Here is a 17220-nt window from a genome sequence, read left to right as displayed (position 1 = left end):
TATATAAAGTGACAAAACTTCACATTATTTTAAAATTATTTTAACAAAGCTTGGGGGGTACCTCTATTTTTTGTGCCTTACAGGTATAAAGGCAAAATTTAATTGATGATGGATAAAGATAAATATATTGAGCTTGCAGGAAAAGTAGCAGATGGTACAGCTTCCGATCAGGAAATAGCGCTGTATAATAGCTATTACAATGCCTATCAGCATAAGTATCCATCATGGACACAGTTAGATGAGCAGCAACGAAAAGAGATGCTGGCTGAAACCCAGGAAGAGATTCATAACCAGTTGCATGAGCATGCAGAAGATAGGCAGACGAAACTCTGGCCACGTATTATCGGCGTAGCTGCTGCGGTAGCAGCAATTACTTTAGGCGTATGGTTATACTATGCATCAAACCTGAACGGTCGTCATCTCGAGGGAAGCGCAGCGACGAGAGATCTCTTGAACTATGCAAATGACATTGCGCCAGGTAAAAATACTGCAACCATAAAAATTGGTGATGGCGCAGCCATTACCTTAAGTGATAAACAAACAGGGGTGATTGTAGGGGATGAATTAAGATACACCGACAACTCGGTCGTCTCAAATAGCACAAACAAGAGGTCTCTCCCATACGGTCGAGATGACGGCAGGATGCTAACCGTAACAACGCCGAGAGGCGGAACCTACCAGGTAACCTTACCAGACGGAACAAAGGTATGGCTTAACGCCGCTTCAGTTTTAACCTATACAATGCCGTTAAAAGAGCGTGGCGGTATACGTAAAGTTGAACTAAGCGGCGAAGCCTATTTTGAAGTATTTAGGAATAAATTACAGCCTTTTGTAGTAACTGCCAAAAATTTGACAACAACGGTGCTGGGCACACATTTTAACATTAGTGCGTATAAGGATGAGCGGAGTACGAAGGCGACGTTGTTGGAGGGGAGTGTGAGGGTTTCTATTGGCGGTAGCATAAACGGTCGTCATCCCGAGGGAAGCGAAGCGACGAGGGATCTCTTGAATAGCACAAACAAGAGGTCTCTCCCTGCGGTTCGAGATGACGGGGGGGCTAATCGAGATGACGGGCAGGGTGCAGAAGGCGGGATGGTGCTCAAACCCAACCAGCAAGCCCTTGTCACGGGTAGTTCAGCTATAGCTGTAAAACAGATAGACCCTGAAGAAGCGGTAGCCTGGAAAGAAGGGTACTTTAAGTTCAATAACGAACCTTTGACTGGCATTATGCTTAAAATAAGCCGCTGGTACAATGTAGAAGTTGTTTACCAGGATGAATCTGTTAAAACTGCTGGCTTTGGTGGCACGGTGTCCCGATTTAGCAACGTTTCACAAATATTGAATAAGCTGCAGCTTACGGGCAAGGCACATTTTAAAATAGAAGGACAAAGAATTATAGTAACAAAGTAGAATCATCAAAAATGGGATTAACCACCCCTGTAATTCACTATATATCAACTTAACCAATAAACAACCAGATGAATAGCAACCTACGACAGCAGAATTAAAAAAGGAGAGAGGGACCAGAAAATAAAAAGCGCAGAAGTGCGCGAACACTTCTACGCAAAGCCTGGGTAACCCTATAAACAAATTTGCGATCAGTTATAACGTATTAACCCAAACTACACGAAAGTATGAAAATTTATGCTTTTAACCTAGGCGTGCCGCATCAACGGCTGCCGCATAAAATGCTATTAATTATGAAAATGATCATAATTATCATGACCGCTCTCCTGGTGCAAGCTAGCGCTGCTAGCCTTGCGCAAAAAATAACTTATGTACAAAAAAACGCTGCGCTGTCACAAATTTTTTCTGAAATCAGGAAACAAACAGGTTATGATGTATTATGGCCATCGCCTGAATTAGATGTTACCCAAAAAATAAATGCAGATTTTAAAAATGCAGGCTTTCCAGAAGTGTTGAGCCAATGCCTGGTAGACGGTAAATTTAGTTTTACCATTGAAGATAAAACCATAGTGATTAAGGAGAAGGAGCCTTCCTTTCTGGATCGATTTCTTGGGAGCGATGATGGGGCTTTTGCTGATGTACGTGGTGTGGTGCGTAATGAAAGGGGTGAGCCGCTGGAAGGGATTACGGTAATGGTAAAGGGGGCTAAAACCGGCACCAGAACCAATGCCAAAGGTGAGTTTGTTTTAAAAGGAGTAAAGAAAGGCGATGTGCTGGTATTTACCGGAGTTTCCATTGAGCCTTTTGAATATGCGGTTAAGGATGATAAAAATATTGATTTGAATTTGAAGGCGAGGCTGGTGCAGCTGGAAGAGGTGACTATTAACACCGGATATCAAACTATCAGTAAAGAAAGGTTTGTGGGATCTTACGCACAGCTAGACAGTACAAACTACCATAGAAGAGCTGGAATGGGGATATTAGAGAGGTTGGATGGAATGATTCCGGGAGTGTTGTTTAACAAGAAAAACGGAATGAATGGCGGTGGATATCAAAACCCAATACAGATAAGGGGAACTAGTACTATAAATAGCGATCCCAATCCCTTAATTGTAGTTGATAATTTCCCTATAGATGGACGATTTGATTTGAACAGCATCAATCCAAACGACATTGAAAATATAACTGTATTGAAGGATGCAGCAGCCGCATCGATATGGGGTTCAAGGGCGGGTAATGGTGTAATTGTAATCACTACAAAAAAAGGAAAGTACAATAAATCAATATCCGTGTCAGCGTCATCCAATGTTACCATTGAGAATAAACCAGATTTATATTATATCCCTAGAATTAGTACCAGCGATTTTATCGATATAGAAAAAGATTTGTTTGCTAAGGGCTTTTATGATGCATCGTTAGAAGATGTCTATACGTGGCCTGTGCTATCTCCAGTTGTAGAGATTTTGAATAAGCAGAAAAACAATGAGATTTCAGCACAAGCAGCAGATGATCAAATCAATGCTTTAAGGAGCATAGATACACGTGAGCAGTTGAATAAATACATTTACAAACAAGCAGTGCGGCAACAACACTATCTAAGCCTGGATGGGGGAACAAATAACCTAAGCTATAATTTTTCTTTTGGTTATAACGCAAATACTCCAAATATCCAAGGGAGCAAAGGCATTCAGCAATATACACTGAACACAGCAACCAGTTTAAAGCCTTTAAAGAATTTGGAAATCCAAACCCGAATTAATTATGTACAGACGAAAAATGAGGCAGCCTCATTTGATGCTGGCTGGGCACAATATCCATATCTCAAATTAGCTGATGAAAAAGGGTTACCTCTCTATGTTCCTTACCGTAAACGCACAGCCTATTTAGATACGGTAAATCATCCTGGGTTATTGGACTGGCGATATAGACCATTAGATGAAATCAGGCTGGTGAGAAATAATGCTGCCACTCGGTTTATGAATATCAATGTAGGAACCTCTTATCAAATAACTGGTTCGTTGAGTACTGCAGTAAACTATCAGTATTTAAGCCAGATTTCAATCGTCCAAAATCAAAATGTATTACAATCTTTCGATACCCGAGAAAATATAAACCTTTTTTTTAATCCAGATCCTTCCATTGACCCTAATTTGAAATACCCTATTCCTATGGGAGATATTTTAAATTCTTCAACTGCGGAGTCCATTACCAGAAATGGGCGTGCATCACTGAATTATAATGAATCTTTTGGCTTGCATAGAATTACCGCTATGCTAAGTGCGGAAATATCGGAAACCAAAGGCTATTCAGAAACTAATCTTTTGTATGGCTATGACGACCGCAACGGAAGTTATAGAACCAATATGGATTATTTTAACTATTATCCTCAAACCTATGGAGTTGGTGAAGGAAGCTTCTCGCAAATACAAAATGGTGATAGTTATCGCACTCAACCACTCAACAGACTAATCTCCATACTTGGGACCGGGTCTTACAGCTTTAAAGACCGTTATTTTTTATATGGAAATGTGAGAAGGGATGCAGCAAATATATTTGGTGTAAAGACTAATAACAAATGGAAGCCCCTCTGGTCAGTAGGTGGCAAATGGCTGATTTCTGATGAAAAATTCTTTGATGTTGATTGGATTCAGTCTCTTGCTTTAAGATCATCTTATGGCTACGCTGGAAATGTGAACAATACTATGTCGGGTAGATTGACAATGTTATATGCTCCCTTTACTGTCTCCTCAACTGGCTTTGCGTATGGCCAACCGACATCGGTTAATAATCCTAACTTAAGATGGGAGAAGGTCGGGACTTTTAATACGGGAATTGACTTTGCATTGTTGAAAGGAAGGTTAGGAGGAAGTGTGGATTTGTACTGGAAAAAATCTACTGATTTAATTGCAAGTTATCCATTTGATCCAACGGTAGGCATTTACAATGACTATGTCAACTCTGCAGATCTTAAAGGAAATGGATTTGAGCTCAATTTAAACTCAAAGAATTTAACTGGGAAGCTGAACTGGACAAGCAATTTGGGTATAGCTTATGCTAAAACAATAGTTACTAAAATTTACAATGGTGGTTATAAAGCAAGTGATTTTATATTATCTAATCTTAACCCTTCAGAAGGCAAACTGGCTTATGCTATGTCCAGCTACAAATGGGCTGGGCTTGATCCCACAACCGGCGATCCGCGCGGCTATTTAAATGGGGAAATAAGTAAAGATTATAATGCGATAGCAAGCGACTCCATTCAAAATCAAATCTATCATGGCTCTTCTGTTCCGCTGTACAGTGCCAACTTGGGAAATACCATTAATTTCAAAAACTTTAGTTTGTCATTCATCATAACAGGACGGTTTAATTATTACTTCCGTAAGCCATCTTTGCTGGCAAGGGCAACTGGAACTTTGAGTGGAACAAGTTTCACTAGCGATTTCTATCGCCACTGGCAAAATACAGGAGATGAGCAGAATACGGATGTTCCCTCTATTATTTTAAATAGCGTTTCTGGAAGAGAGGAATTTTACAAATTTGCCGAAGTCAACGTTTTGCGTGCTGATAATATCAAGCTGCAGGATATACGTTTGGCCTACAATTGGACAAATAGGAGACCTAGCAAATTCCCTGTTAAAAGTGCGCAAGTGTTCTTTTATCCCAATAATTTGAACATCATCATCTGGCGGAAAAATAAATCTTTACTTGATCCGGATTTTAGTGGAGGAAGCTCTGACCCAACCGCTGCACCAGCTCCCAAAACCTGGACAATAGGAGCTTCAGTAAACTTATAATTTTGAAAATGGAAAATATGCAATCAATTTTTAAATACAGTTACATGTGCCTATTGGCATTGTGTTTAACATTACTCTCCTGTAAGAAGTTTTTAGAAGAAAAACCATTAAAGGAGCAATTTCTTCCAAGTACAACTGAAGATTTGCAAGCCTTGCTGGATAATCCGGGTAATACCGACAGCGATCCAGCTCTGTTGGAAATCCTATCAGATGAGTATTATATTACTCCTGCCTATTGGCAGGGTTTAAGTGCCGATCTGGCTTTGAATTATACCTGGTCGCTTAATGACGTTCCGTATGATCCAAGTTGGGCTTTGCCGTATCAGAGGCCTATTTATTACTCTAACATTGTTTTAGACCATCTGGCGACCCTGAAATTGCCCGATGATACAAAATCCAGAGAAATAAAAGGTACTGCATTATTTTATAGGGCAAATGCATTTTTCAATCTCGCGCAATTATTTGCAAAACCTTACGATGAATCTACCTTATCAGACTTAGGTATCGTACTTCGTACCACTTCAGATATTAACGAAAAATCAAAGAGAGCGACCATAAAAGAAACGTACGATAAAATCATTTCTGATCTAAATGAAGCTGCTAATTTACTACCGAAAGCTACGGAAGCCCCTACCCGTCCAACTAAAGCGGCTGTTTATGCGGTGCTAAGTCGCGTTTATTTAACTATGCGTGATTATAACAACACATTAAAATATGCTGACTTGGCTTTGCAAAAACACAATATGTTACTTGACTTTAATAACCTTGTACCTGGAATTCCCTTTAATATATTTAATGCAGAAGTTATTTTTCATAGTAGAGCCTCTGTTACCTCGATTCTGTCTACTAGTAATGCTAAAATTGATCCGGCTTTATTGTCGATCTATAATCAATTCGATTTACGAAAAACAATTTTATTTAAACCAAATACAGGAGTAAATACAGGAACTTTTGGTTTTAGAGGGAGTTACTTTGGCACCGAAGGTCCGTGGCTTGTTTTCACGGGCACGGCTACATCTGAAATGTTCCTAATCAGAGCCGAATGTTATGCAAGAAAAGGAGAAAAGGAAAAAGCAGTAAGCGATTTAAATACACTTTTGGCAAAGCGTATGGATAAAAATCATTGGATTCCCATCGATCCATCAGTTGTAAATGAGCCATTGGCATTAGTCCTTGCCGAAAGAAGAAAGGAGCTTGTTTTCAGAGGCTTACGATGGATGGATGTGAGAAGGTTAAACATGGAAGGAGCAAATATTACTTTGAAAAGAGTGATCAATGGAACTGAATATTCTTTGCTTCCAAATAATAACAGATGGGTAGCATTGATCCCTTACGATGTAATCAGTAGATCTGGCATACAACAGAACCCTCGATGACTTAAATAACACACACAATTTAAATCTAAACAAATGAAAAGAGTAATCTTAATGTGCTTGCTATGCGCAAGCCTGACGAATTATGCCCAGAAATGGACTAAAAAAATTAACGATCCCGATTGGCATAACAGAAGAAGTAATGGCCTTCAAATTGGGGATAAAATGCCTGATTTGCCTTTAGGAAGTGTATTAAACAACAAAACTGGGAAAACCAGATTTTCAGAATTCAAGGGCAAACTTGTGATTCTTGATTTTTGGACATCTTGGTGTCAAAGCTGTGTCGCAGGCTTTCCTAAAATGGAAAAATTACAAAAGGAATTTGGAGATCAGATACAGATTATTTTGGTGAATCCTGATCCTAGTGAAACTACTATTGAGGCAATCCATAAGAAGCATCCGGAATTAAAATTGCCAGACCTTCCTTCAATTATAACGGACGATGCTGGTAACTTGAAAAAACTCCTTAAACTTCTACCCATTGCTAATCTAGGCCATCAGGTCTGGATAGATAAGGATGGAACTATTCTATTGAGAGGAAGCAGTTTGAATAATACCTCGAAAAGAATAAGAGATTGTTTAAATGGGAAAGAGATTTTTTTTATGAGAGATAATTCAACTGTCCCTGTATTTGACCCGAATTATCCATATTTCAAATTGCTCGGTGATTTTAAAAATACGTCTGTTAGTTACGGAGCCTTTTTTACTCGATTTAATAATGAATACGAGGCTGAGGGTATGGGGAAAGTGGAAGGAATTCTAGATACGGTTTCAGGTATCTTTAGAAGTACCTACGTTAATTTTAGCCCATTGTATCTATATCAAAATGCATTTAATAAGGAAATTGAATCAGGAGCTAGGGATATTTTGTACTACTACAATCATAAATCCGCCGGAATGGCAAAATATTTCATTATTCCAAAAGATACTATGAGATACTCATTTAGTTTTCACGGGATTGAGAATATAAACGATGCAGAATATATAAAACATAAGTTCTGTTATGAACAAATTGTCCCAATGGGTTTGACAGAAAAGCAGCGAAAAACTTATATGCAGCAAGATTTAAACAGATACTTTGGAAACTTATACGGAACAGAAGCCAAAATGGAAAAGCGGATCGTATCATGCTATGTTTTAGTCAGAACTTCTGATAAGGACAAATTAGAATCAAAAGCAAAGGAAAGAAGCACTTTAAAGGTTAGTAAAAATGGCAAATCACTTGTTAAATATGAACAAACAGGTTTATATGTCTTAAACGATGTTATTCTTAATAGTCCTTTGCTTTCTTCTTTTTTTATTCAAAATGCAAAGAATGGAGAGGCGGCGCTATTGCTTAATGAAACCGGCTTTAAGCAAAATATGCCCATAGATTTGATGCTGCCTGAGAGTAAAGATTTAAAGTCCATCGAAGATTTAAGAAGAGCGTTACAGCCTTATGACATCGACATACAATTGGTCAAACGAGAAATGCAATTCGTGGTAATCACTGACAATAGCGGCTCATAAAAATACAATGTGATGAGAGTATTAATAGCAATTGGTTTTTTACTGTTTGTAAGTGTTGCTAAATCACAGATTTACAGTCCTTTGAAGTGGAGCTGTGCAGTGAAAAAAATTGGTAAAGATGAAGCAATCATTTATGTAAAGGGTGTGATAAGTGATGGATGGCATATATACTCTGTTGACCAACCTAATGGTGGACCATTGAAAACGAATTTTACTTTTAGCCCGTCTGCTGAGTATAGTTTAATAGGAAAAGTAAAAGAGCCGGCACCAATGGTAGAATTTGCGGAAGTATTCAAAATACAGGTATTTTATTTTAAGGATTCCGTAGTGTTTGAGCAGAAGGTAAAGCTCACCTCTATGTTCCGAAGGACGTCTCTCCCCAAGGGGGCGAGAGAGATTGTAGTAAAAGGTAAAATAGACTATATGGCTTGTACAGAAGAACGCTGTACTCCGCCACTCGAAATGAAATTCTCTATACCCATAAAACGATAATGAACTTACGTAAACTGACATTCATCATTTCACTGCAATTGGCAGCATTGCTGCTCTATGCGGCAGGTTTAAAGCTTTGGGGGTATACGATCGCAAAAGCAGGGTTTGAGTTCTACCCTTTTGTGAAAGATTACCATGCGATGCTGTTCTGGACACTGATGGTACTTCAAATAGGAATAGTTTGTTTATTGGTATTTAACCGGACCAGGTTAATGGGGCTTTATAGCACTTTCATCTTGTTGGCATCATTAAGCACGTATTTGTATGTAATGCTGCATTATGCAGAGCAGGTACCGTGTTATTGTACCGGAATAATACCTGGACTTTCATGGGAAGGACACTTGTGGTTTACGGTGAGCTTCACAATACTCGCAGGGATTAATATTGTGCTTTTGCCAAAAGACATTCATGCGCATGGATAGGTTAAACCGGTTGCCTGTATTAAAATACCGGAATCAAATAACAAATTAAATTAATTATGAAGAGAGTTAAATTTTTATTGGTTTTTGCGTTTTTGTTAGTTGGAGCATTAACCGTATTGGCATTTACGAATGATAACTATCGTAAGCAAGCGATGCTTATGCAATGTTTAAAATATAATGGCCCGGTTCCAGCAACCGCTAGTAGTATTGTAAATTCGGCAAACTGGAGTACAGTTATCGGCATTCCAAATCTACTGTGTCGGGGTGGTTGGGAATTATGTGCGATCTGTTTTGACAATGGCACTACAACACCTGCTCAGGCAACTTTTATTCTTTCTGAACACGTTAGAGTGTATGGAGCATTGCCATCACATGTCCAAACCATTTACGATTTTCAGGCTAGGTACGTCACGGTATTCTTAGATGAAAGAGAAGAATAAATCTAAAAGAAACACAGTATAAAAAGCTTTTTGGCAGGCACCGCATAAAGGAATGATGCGGTGCTGTGCTAAAATTATAAAAATCAAAACACACAAAGAACTAATGAAATATTCAAAATTTATCATTTTGTACGGCCTGGCTCTTGCCTTTTTTTCCTGTAGTATTTTAAAAAAGCGACAGGAAAAGACAGTAGCAACAGCGAACGCGATGGCAAAAAATGTAGCTGATACAGCCAAAAAAGCCCCGCCAGCAAAACTTAAACCTTATGACCAGGTGATCACCAAAAAGGCAGTTACAGGAACAGGTTTGTTTAAAGTGCACCAGGTAGAAGGAAAGTGTTTTTTTGAGATCCCCGATTCCCTCATGGAAACAGACCTTCTGATAGTGAACCGCATATCAAAAGGGGCTACAGGCGCCAGCCAGGGTATTAGTGGCTATAGTGGTGATCAGATTAATGAAAATGTGTTGCGTTTTACCAAAGGACCAAAGGATAAGCTGTTTATAAAAAGCATGTCTTATACCGAACGCTCAACAGACAGCACTGACAATGGCATGTACCGCTCGGTACGCAATTCCAGCCTGCAACCTATTGTTGCTGCATTTGATGTAAAAGCGTTGAGTAAAGATTCATCTGCAGTAGTAATAGATGTAACGGATTACCTGAATGCGGATAATGAGGTGCTATTTTTTAATACAAGTGCAAAAGGGAACCTGAAACTTGGGGGCTTACAAGCTGACAAGTCCTACATCTCTTCTGTTAAAACCTTTTCGAAAAGCCTGGAGATCAAGACTGTAAAAACCTATGGTAAAACCCCAAGTGGAACTGCTACATACGAACTCAACAGTTCTATCATCCGCCTGCCTGAAAAGCCTATGAGTTCAAGGGCTTATGACGATAGGGTTGGATATTTTGCTACCGGCTATGTTGATTTTGACCGTAATCCACAAGGTGTTGCTTTTACCGGCATGATAACACGATGGAGGTTGGAACCGAAAAAAGAAGAGGAAGCAAAGTACTTACGCGGCGAACTGGTGGAACCTAAACAGCCCATTGTTTTTTACATAGACCCTGCGACACCGAAAAAATGGGTACCATACCTGATACAAGGTGTAAACGACTGGAACGTCGCTTTTGAAGCAGCCGGTTTTAAAAATGCAATAATCGCCAGGGAAGCACCAACAAATACACAGGACAGCACCTGGAGTATGGAAAGTGCGAGGCATAATGTGATCGTGTATAAGCCCTCAGCAGTGCCAAATGCCAGTGGTCCGCATGTACATGATCCACGGACAGGAGAGATACTGGAAACACATATCAACTGGTACCATAACGTAATGCAACTGCTGCGCAACTGGTATTTTATACAGGCCAGCGCAGTTGATCCGAAAGCACGTAAAATGAAGTTTGATGATGATCTGATGGGACAATTGATCCGTTTTGTATCTAGTCACGAAGTCGGCCATACTTTAGGTTTACTTCACAATTTTGGTTCTTCATCAACTGTACCGGTAGAGAAATTACGGGATAAAGCCTGGGTAGAGGCCAATGGGCATACACCAAGTATTATGGATTATGCCCGGTTTAATTATGTGGCCCAGCCGGAAGACAGAATATCGGAAAAAGGGATTTTCCCAAGAATTGGGGAGTATGATAAATGGGCGATAGAATGGGGCTATAGGTGGTGGCCACAAATGCCTAGAGAAGAAGAGGAAACCAAATTAAACCAATGGATCATTGCAAGAACGTCGGACAACAAAAGCTTGTGGTTTGGACAAGAGCAAGATCCATTTGAACCACGCAGCCAGAGCGAAGATCTGGGCGATGATGCGATGAAAGCCAGTGCATACGGTGTTAAGAACCTGCAAAGAATAGTCCCTCGTTTGATGGAATGGACTAAGGAAAAGAATGAGGGATATGGCAACCTGAGAGATATGTATAATGAGACATTAAACCAGTTTTATCGCTATACCGGACATGTATTGAAAAATATAGGTGGAATAATGACCACAAAAAAAGCTGTTGAAGAAAAGGGCGCGGTTATAGCCTATGTGCCTAAAGCGACTCAGAAAAGAGCTATGGCTTATTTGGACCAGTATTTATTTACTACCCCAACCTGGCTTTTTAACTGGGAAATATTGAACAGAACAGAAATTGATCCGGTAAAGTATGTAAGCGCAATGCAGGGAGGTGTGTTAAACCGTTTGCTATCGCCAGTAACGCTAGGGAATTTAACTAAGGCCCAGGAGAAGGATGGGCTCAAAGCTTACACAGCGGTTGAATTATTGGCTGACGTAAAACAAATTGTATGGACTGAGTTAAAGTCTGGAAAGTCAGTTGATGTTTACCGGCGCAACCTGCAAAAGAATTATGTAAATAGCCTTGTTAAACTGGCTGGCCTGGATAAATCACCTGCTGCGGCTGCTGCAATTGATCCTGTTATGGGTGCTTTAGCAAAGATGATGGGGCTCAATTTTTCTGATGCAACTAGTCTGGCTAAAATGCAGGTAAAGGAATTACAACGGGAAATTAAAACAGCCATTCCTAAAATGAAAGACAAAATGAGCCGGTACCATTTATTGGATTGCCTGGATCAGATAAACAGGGCTTTGGTTATTAAATAGAAACGAGATGAGAAAACTAAAATTGACTTTAATTCTGATTGTGCTGGGTTTTGCTACCCAGGCACAACAGCCAAATCCGGTGCTCTTAAATCAAGGACAGATAGTGCCGGATTTCACGGTACTTACACCTGATGGAGGCAAGATGCGCTTGCTGGAAACGGTGGCACAATCAGAATATACCCTGATAGATTTCTGGGGTTCCTGGTGTGTGCCTTGCAGGGCCGCTTTCCCTAAGTTAAAACAGCTTTATGCGAAATGGTATAACAAAGGTTTTAACATTATTGGTATTGCTGACGATACGGATAAGGCCTGGAAAAAAGCACTGGCAGAAGATAAAACACCATGGATGCAGGGCAGGGATACGGACGGAAGCATACACAAGCTTTTTAATGTGCAGACAGTACCTGCTTATGTGTTGGTAGATAGCAAAGGGAAACTGGTTGCTGCGTCTGGCGTGATGGAACTTGGTATACCGCTTAGAGATGCTGCGGCGTTAGATGCCGGATTGGAAAAATTGTTAAGTGAGATAAAATAAAGAACCTGTGAATTAATGCTCCAAGGTTGGTTATATGAAAAAGAATGTCCGGGGGAGTTTTAGTTCATAGTACTTTTCTCCTCCGGCTTCTTTAAAATGTTAAATGTAATGTAAAACACAGATGAAAGCACCAAAGAACTTAATAAACCCTGAATAACCAGTATGAAACTCGCCGAAACAGCCAGACAGAATTTTGAACTTTTTGACGAAGTTATTGCCAGCATAATGGATGGCAGTTACGAAGAAGCTTTTGATGGCGCAATATTTCGTTCGAAATGCAGGATGATTAGAATGGATGCCGAAATAGACATGGCTCTATATCCGCAAGGGTGTAAACGCTGCCTCAATCTTTATTGTGCAAGGATTAATAAATGCCTGGATAGTATGATTGTAATGGGAAAGATTGCGGATGAAATGCAGCTGAAACAAATTGGGATGCTATACCTGAACCTGAATAGCCTGGCAGGCTTTATTGCAGCATTATTGTGTGATGATTTAGATAAATAATGAAAACAGAAATTGATTGCTTTAGGTATTAGACCAGGAATCAGACAAATTAAAAACAATATGGGAAGCGAAAAATCAAAATATAGAAAAATACCAATTTATGATCCGGAAATTCATATCCCGGCATTGGAAAAAGCCCTGGCGGCCCAGCCCGACAAATTGTTGTTGGAGAAATTCAGGGAAGCTGGAGCAGATGACGCATACCTCCTGTATGAACTTGCAGCTGAGTTTTTACCCTTAACTCATCAGGAAACCCTGGCATTGCTAAAGGGGTTTGTGGTTTGGCAAATAAACGACTGTTATGTGATTGCCGAAGCTATGGAAGAAGAAATAGCAGCGTTTACAGATCTGTTGATGGAACGGTACAAAGAATTGCGCAATGCCGGGCAGTTGGAAGAGGCCGTTGGTGTTTTGGGTGCCATTATTTTAGCTGTAGAACCGCAGTACGGCAATACAGCAGATGAGGGGATTACCTTTCATGGGATTTTGGAGGAAGCTTTTGAGGAACTGGATGACATTGTAGCTGGGTTAGGAAAGGCTGAACCTCTTATACAGCAATTACATGCCGTTACTTTACACCAGCAGATCAGGGACTATTTTGAGCAGTTGAACCCTGATGAACAGTTTTTTGAAGATAGGTGGGAACTGCTGATTGCGAAATTAAGGGCATTAATAAAATACTGAAACGATAAATGAAGCTAACTAAATAAAAAAACTGAACTGTCTATGAAAAGCATAAACCTACCCCCTTATGAGCCTGAAGTGATTGACACAAATTCTTTAATGAAAAAAATGGGCATTACCAGAAAGGAAGCCAATGACATTCTCTGGGACTTATTCGAAAAAGAATACATCGATCTGATCCCTGTGCTGGATGAAGCAATGTTGAATCTATTGAAGACAAAGGAATAATTTAGATTTTGAATTGATGTTTGCTGATCATTCCAAAGACGAGAATTATGTACCAGTGCTGAAACAAGCCTATGTTTCGCCGGAAATGTTGATGACCAGATTGGAAGCTTTGATTGAGCAGCATTACAAGGAAGAAAAGTACCCGGTATTTTATGCGGACAAACTGGCCTGTGGCGTTCAAAAATTAAATGAGATTACAAAGCAGCATACCCAGCAGACGGTATTTATGTTAGTGCAAAATAGAATTTTGCTGGAGAGTAAGCGTTTGCTTGCTTTGGGCGAATTGCCTGTTAAATTTATTGCGTATGAACTGGGCTTTGAATACCCATCGTACTTTTGCCGGTTTTTTAAGAAAATGACAGGGGTGACGCCGAAGGGGTGGAGGAGGGGGATGTCGGACTTTGTAGAAAACTGCAATTACCCAAGCTACCAGATGATATGAAAGAATTAGAAAATAAGGTAATTAAAGCACAAAGCTGTTTTTGAGAAAAGACTGCCGATGTTGCACATAACTTATTTATTTTATATCTCTTATATTTAGACTCATATTAGATTTTATGGAAGAATTACACATAGGTCAAATCGGAGAATGGTTCCACAATGAAGGTGGGTTTGATTTTCACTCTGAGCAAAATATGCATGAGTATGATTTTATTGTGATAGATACAGATACACTGGTTGATTCAGTGAAGGAATGCTTAACATCAAAGGTTGATCGAAGAATTGCCGACTTAAAGGAGTTTATACAATTCAAAAATATTCCAGTGGTATTTATTTGTTTTTCAGGAAGCAGTTTTATGTCAATGTTGGCAGGTAAAAGCAAAACTATACCCGATCTCCTAGGGTTAGATGCCATAGAAATTCCTTCAACAGGAAGAAAAATTGAAGTCAATCCTGATAGCCTTTTGAAAGATTTCATGAAAAAATACATCAATGAATTTGAGTATCAAGTAAGTTTTTCAAATCATCCTGGTACTAGCATTGGCAAGGCAAAATCAAAACCTAATTCCATCGGGTTTTATACACGGGACTATATCTTTATACCTGGCTTATCAGAGGACTGCAATATTGATGAAACTGTCTTTCTGAGGGAGCTTTACGATATTGCCCGACTTATAAGAAAAGGCGATGATGCCTTGCATATTCCTAACTGGGCGAACAACTATCTTCTTCCTGGTGAAAAGGAAGAAAAAGAAAACTTCAGATCATTAGAAAATGAAATTAATAGGTTACAGAAAGCCAAAGCTGAAAGCGAACTACGATTATCGAATTACCTTCCCTTAAAACAACTTTGGTCTGGGTCAGGATTTGCGCTAGAAAATGCAGTCAAGCAGGTTTTTCTTGAACTTGGCTTTGTAATGCTACCAACACACGACAGAAGAGATGATCTGATTATGAAATATAATAATCAAATTGTCATTGTTGAAATCAAAGGTCAGAATAAATCCGCGGCGGAAAAAAATGCCGCACAGCTTGAAAAATTTGTTTCAACATATATTGCTGATAATGATGGAACAACACCAAAAGGATTATTGATTGTCAATACTTTTAAGGATGAACCTCTAAATGCACGTAAAGAGGTTTCTTTTCCACATCAGATGTTAAACTATTCAAGATTAAGGAGCCATTGTTTGATAACAACTCTGCAGCTTTGTTCACTATTGCTTTTTTGTCGTAAAAATCCCAAACAGCACAAGGCTGCAATTGATGGACTTTTAGCAACAGTCGGATGCTTTGAAGGACACGATAATTGGTCAGAATATATCTCGGTTGAAAAACCTGTGACTACTAAAAAAATAGAAAACAAAAAAGTTCAGGTTTTATCTTAATTGCATTTTTCGGGCATAACTGCCGATGAAATGCCGTCCGTCAGCGACAATTATTTGGTTTTTCCTTGGTTTTTACTCATCTTGTATGAAAAAACAAAATCATGACTGACCTCTCATTATCCGTTTTCGGAAAATCATTAACTGATCTAACTTATGCGGACATTGCTCATTTCTTCACCACTGATCATGGCGAAAGCAATACTGTAGAATTTAAGGCATATTCGCCAACCTACGGAAACTTTAACCAAAATATTAAAGGCATAATCAGAGCCATTTGCGGATTGCTAAATTCCGATGGAGGAATAGTTGTTTGGGGTGCCCCTTTAGGCACAGCAGACCCTATTACCAATGAAAAGAAATTTGTCGGTGCTTTGGCACCTGTACCCGATTACAAGGAAAAGGATTGGATGATTAATAAGATTTCAGATAACATCACACCCCTACCAACCGGAGTTAGGATCCAAGTTCTTCAAAATTCCGCCACGGAAAATATCTATATCATAGAAGTACAGCCTAGCCCATATAAGCCGCATCAACACGATAATACTTATTTTGTCAGGCTTGATGGGCAAACCAAACCTGCACCGCACTATTTCATTGAGGCTCTTTTTAAACGGATTTCTTATCCCAACATTGAAGGCTATATTAAAGTGGAAAAGGCAGGTTTAATACAAAACCCGTCCAGATTTTATCTCACATTATCGGTCTTTTTATTTAATTTCTCGCAATTGCAGAATGAGGAAGACGTTACTGTACGTTTGATGACAGTACCTGGAGAATTTCAGCATAAAATTGGTAAAGATGATCCCGCTAATTCAGTTCGAAAAATTGGAAGCCTCCATTTTGGATTGGTACAAAATCATACGGAAATCATCATAATTAATCCGCATGAATTGCAAAATTTTAATAACAAAGTTCACATTATGATGAGTTATGCAGGCAAGTCTTCGCCAGCCAAGTCCTCTGATTACACTTTAGATCTTAGTAAAATAGATTTAAATGTTGCCACTAATACTCTCCAGCTTTTTGAGGAAGTAGAGGAGAATAAATTATTTGCGGATCGGCAGCAACAGCTGGGCGCAACAAGGGAAAGTTCTTTATTTAATGCGTTAGGGCGCAATCCAGATAAATAACCCGGAAGCCATAATTTTATAGAGGAGCGGCCGATCAACCTCACCTGTCCGGGCTGCGGACAAAAATCCGTAATCGTTAATCATAAATTTAGACCCCCAAAGCTTACGGATATAAAACAATGGACCCTGGCGAAATTTTTGGTGGATAATGGTTTCTACTTCGATCATGTATCGGAAAATAATCAGTACGTTCGTTATCCTACAACCATGGAAGAAGCGAAGATATTTGTTGTTAAACATA

At 39.4% G+C, this 17220-nt stretch carries 15 protein-coding genes; all 15 read left to right on the top strand.

Annotated elements, in window-relative coordinates; all coding sequences use genetic code 11:
- Positions 1 to 105: 105 nt before the first annotated feature.
- The 15 genes from R2Q85_RS16545 (at position 106) to R2Q85_RS16475 (ending at position 16979) form a co-directional block, all read left to right on the top strand.
- Complete coding sequence (locus R2Q85_RS16545; RefSeq protein WP_316812917.1) at positions 106 to 1410, top strand: FecR family protein; 1305 nt, start codon at positions 106 to 108, stop codon at positions 1408 to 1410.
- A 224-nt stretch (positions 1411 to 1634) separates the two neighbouring features.
- Positions 1635 to 5204, top strand: a complete 3570-nt coding sequence (locus R2Q85_RS16540; RefSeq protein ID WP_316812916.1) for a SusC/RagA family TonB-linked outer membrane protein — start codon at positions 1635 to 1637, stop codon at positions 5202 to 5204.
- 8 nt (positions 5205 to 5212) lie between these two features.
- Entirely contained in the window at positions 5213 to 6580 is a 1368-nt protein-coding gene (locus R2Q85_RS16535) for a RagB/SusD family nutrient uptake outer membrane protein (protein ID WP_316812915.1), read from the top strand.
- Positions 6581 to 6613: 33 nt separating this feature from the next.
- Complete coding sequence (locus R2Q85_RS16530) at positions 6614 to 8086, top strand: TlpA family protein disulfide reductase (protein WP_316812914.1); 1473 nt, start codon at positions 6614 to 6616, stop codon at positions 8084 to 8086.
- Between the two features lie 12 nt (positions 8087 to 8098).
- Positions 8099 to 8578 carry a protein-disulfide reductase DsbD domain-containing protein gene (locus R2Q85_RS16525; RefSeq protein ID WP_316812913.1) on the top strand — a complete coding sequence of 160 codons (480 nt, stop codon included), beginning with the start codon at positions 8099 to 8101 and terminating at the stop codon, positions 8576 to 8578.
- Positions 8578 to 9000: a MauE/DoxX family redox-associated membrane protein gene (locus R2Q85_RS16520; RefSeq protein WP_316812912.1), complete on the top strand. Its 423-nt coding sequence runs from the start codon at positions 8578 to 8580 to the stop codon at positions 8998 to 9000. The genes R2Q85_RS16525 and R2Q85_RS16520 overlap by 1 nt, the downstream gene beginning before the upstream one ends.
- A gap of 56 nt (positions 9001 to 9056) precedes the next feature.
- Positions 9057 to 9440, top strand: a complete 384-nt coding sequence (locus R2Q85_RS16515; protein ID WP_316812911.1) for a hypothetical protein — start codon at positions 9057 to 9059, stop codon at positions 9438 to 9440.
- 103 nt (positions 9441 to 9543) lie between these two features.
- A complete protein-coding gene (locus R2Q85_RS16510) occupies positions 9544 to 12063 on the top strand; it encodes a zinc-dependent metalloprotease (RefSeq protein ID WP_316812910.1) in 2520 nt (839 codons plus the stop codon).
- Positions 12064 to 12070: 7 nt separating this feature from the next.
- The gene (locus R2Q85_RS16505) at positions 12071 to 12598 is read left to right on the top strand and encodes a TlpA disulfide reductase family protein (protein ID WP_316812909.1); all 528 of its coding nucleotides are present in this window, start codon (positions 12071 to 12073) and stop codon (positions 12596 to 12598) included.
- A 162-nt stretch (positions 12599 to 12760) separates the two neighbouring features.
- Positions 12761 to 13105, top strand: coding sequence for a hypothetical protein (locus R2Q85_RS16500; protein ID WP_316812908.1), 345 nt, complete (start codon positions 12761 to 12763; stop codon positions 13103 to 13105).
- A 60-nt stretch (positions 13106 to 13165) separates the two neighbouring features.
- Positions 13166 to 13789 (top strand): hypothetical protein, encoded by a 624-nt coding sequence (locus tag R2Q85_RS16495; RefSeq protein ID WP_316812907.1) that lies wholly within the window; start codon positions 13166 to 13168, stop codon positions 13787 to 13789.
- Between the two features lie 42 nt (positions 13790 to 13831).
- The gene (locus R2Q85_RS16490) at positions 13832 to 14017 is read left to right on the top strand and encodes a hypothetical protein (protein ID WP_316812906.1); all 186 of its coding nucleotides are present in this window, start codon (positions 13832 to 13834) and stop codon (positions 14015 to 14017) included.
- Between the two features lie 16 nt (positions 14018 to 14033).
- Positions 14034 to 14459 (top strand): helix-turn-helix domain-containing protein, encoded by a 426-nt coding sequence (locus tag R2Q85_RS16485; RefSeq protein ID WP_316812905.1) that lies wholly within the window; start codon positions 14034 to 14036, stop codon positions 14457 to 14459.
- 115 nt (positions 14460 to 14574) lie between these two features.
- The gene (locus tag R2Q85_RS16480) at positions 14575 to 15846 is read left to right on the top strand and encodes a hypothetical protein (RefSeq protein ID WP_316812904.1); all 1272 of its coding nucleotides are present in this window, start codon (positions 14575 to 14577) and stop codon (positions 15844 to 15846) included.
- Positions 15847 to 15947: 101 nt separating this feature from the next.
- Positions 15948 to 16979 carry an ATP-binding protein gene (locus R2Q85_RS16475; RefSeq protein WP_316812903.1) on the top strand — a complete coding sequence of 344 codons (1032 nt, stop codon included), beginning with the start codon at positions 15948 to 15950 and terminating at the stop codon, positions 16977 to 16979.
- Positions 16980 to 17220: the final 241 nt, after the last annotated feature.

The organism is Pedobacter heparinus (assembly GCF_032678725.1).
In the GTDB taxonomy this organism is placed as follows: domain Bacteria; phylum Bacteroidota; class Bacteroidia; order Sphingobacteriales; family Sphingobacteriaceae; genus Pedobacter; species Pedobacter heparinus_A.
This window is presented reverse-complemented; position numbering and strand designations above follow the sequence as displayed.

What these genes read in the sequence shown, in the direction of transcription:
- R2Q85_RS16540 (WP_316812916.1), top strand. Translation starts at nt 1,635, where the DNA reads ATGAAAATTTATGCTTTTAACCTAGGCGTGCCGCATCAACGGCTGCCG.
- R2Q85_RS16500 (WP_316812908.1), top strand. Translation starts at nt 12,761, where the DNA reads ATGAAACTCGCCGAAACAGCCAGACAGAATTTTGAACTTTTTGACGAA.
- R2Q85_RS16505 (WP_316812909.1), top strand. Translation starts at nt 12,071, where the DNA reads ATGAGAAAACTAAAATTGACTTTAATTCTGATTGTGCTGGGTTTTGCT.
- R2Q85_RS16475 (WP_316812903.1), top strand. Translation starts at nt 15,948, where the DNA reads ATGACTGACCTCTCATTATCCGTTTTCGGAAAATCATTAACTGATCTA.
- R2Q85_RS16530 (WP_316812914.1), top strand. Translation starts at nt 6,614, where the DNA reads ATGAAAAGAGTAATCTTAATGTGCTTGCTATGCGCAAGCCTGACGAAT.
- R2Q85_RS16515 (WP_316812911.1), top strand. Translation starts at nt 9,057, where the DNA reads ATGAAGAGAGTTAAATTTTTATTGGTTTTTGCGTTTTTGTTAGTTGGA.
- R2Q85_RS16520 (WP_316812912.1), top strand. Translation starts at nt 8,578, where the DNA reads ATGAACTTACGTAAACTGACATTCATCATTTCACTGCAATTGGCAGCA.
- R2Q85_RS16485 (WP_316812905.1), top strand. Translation starts at nt 14,034, where the DNA reads ATGTTTGCTGATCATTCCAAAGACGAGAATTATGTACCAGTGCTGAAA.
- R2Q85_RS16545 (WP_316812917.1), top strand. Translation starts at nt 106, where the DNA reads ATGATGGATAAAGATAAATATATTGAGCTTGCAGGAAAAGTAGCAGAT.
- R2Q85_RS16525 (WP_316812913.1), top strand. Translation starts at nt 8,099, where the DNA reads ATGAGAGTATTAATAGCAATTGGTTTTTTACTGTTTGTAAGTGTTGCT.
- R2Q85_RS16510 (WP_316812910.1), top strand. Translation starts at nt 9,544, where the DNA reads ATGAAATATTCAAAATTTATCATTTTGTACGGCCTGGCTCTTGCCTTT.
- R2Q85_RS16495 (WP_316812907.1), top strand. Translation starts at nt 13,166, where the DNA reads ATGGGAAGCGAAAAATCAAAATATAGAAAAATACCAATTTATGATCCG.
- R2Q85_RS16480 (WP_316812904.1), top strand. Translation starts at nt 14,575, where the DNA reads ATGGAAGAATTACACATAGGTCAAATCGGAGAATGGTTCCACAATGAA.
- R2Q85_RS16490 (WP_316812906.1), top strand. Translation starts at nt 13,832, where the DNA reads ATGAAAAGCATAAACCTACCCCCTTATGAGCCTGAAGTGATTGACACA.
- R2Q85_RS16535 (WP_316812915.1), top strand. Translation starts at nt 5,213, where the DNA reads ATGGAAAATATGCAATCAATTTTTAAATACAGTTACATGTGCCTATTG.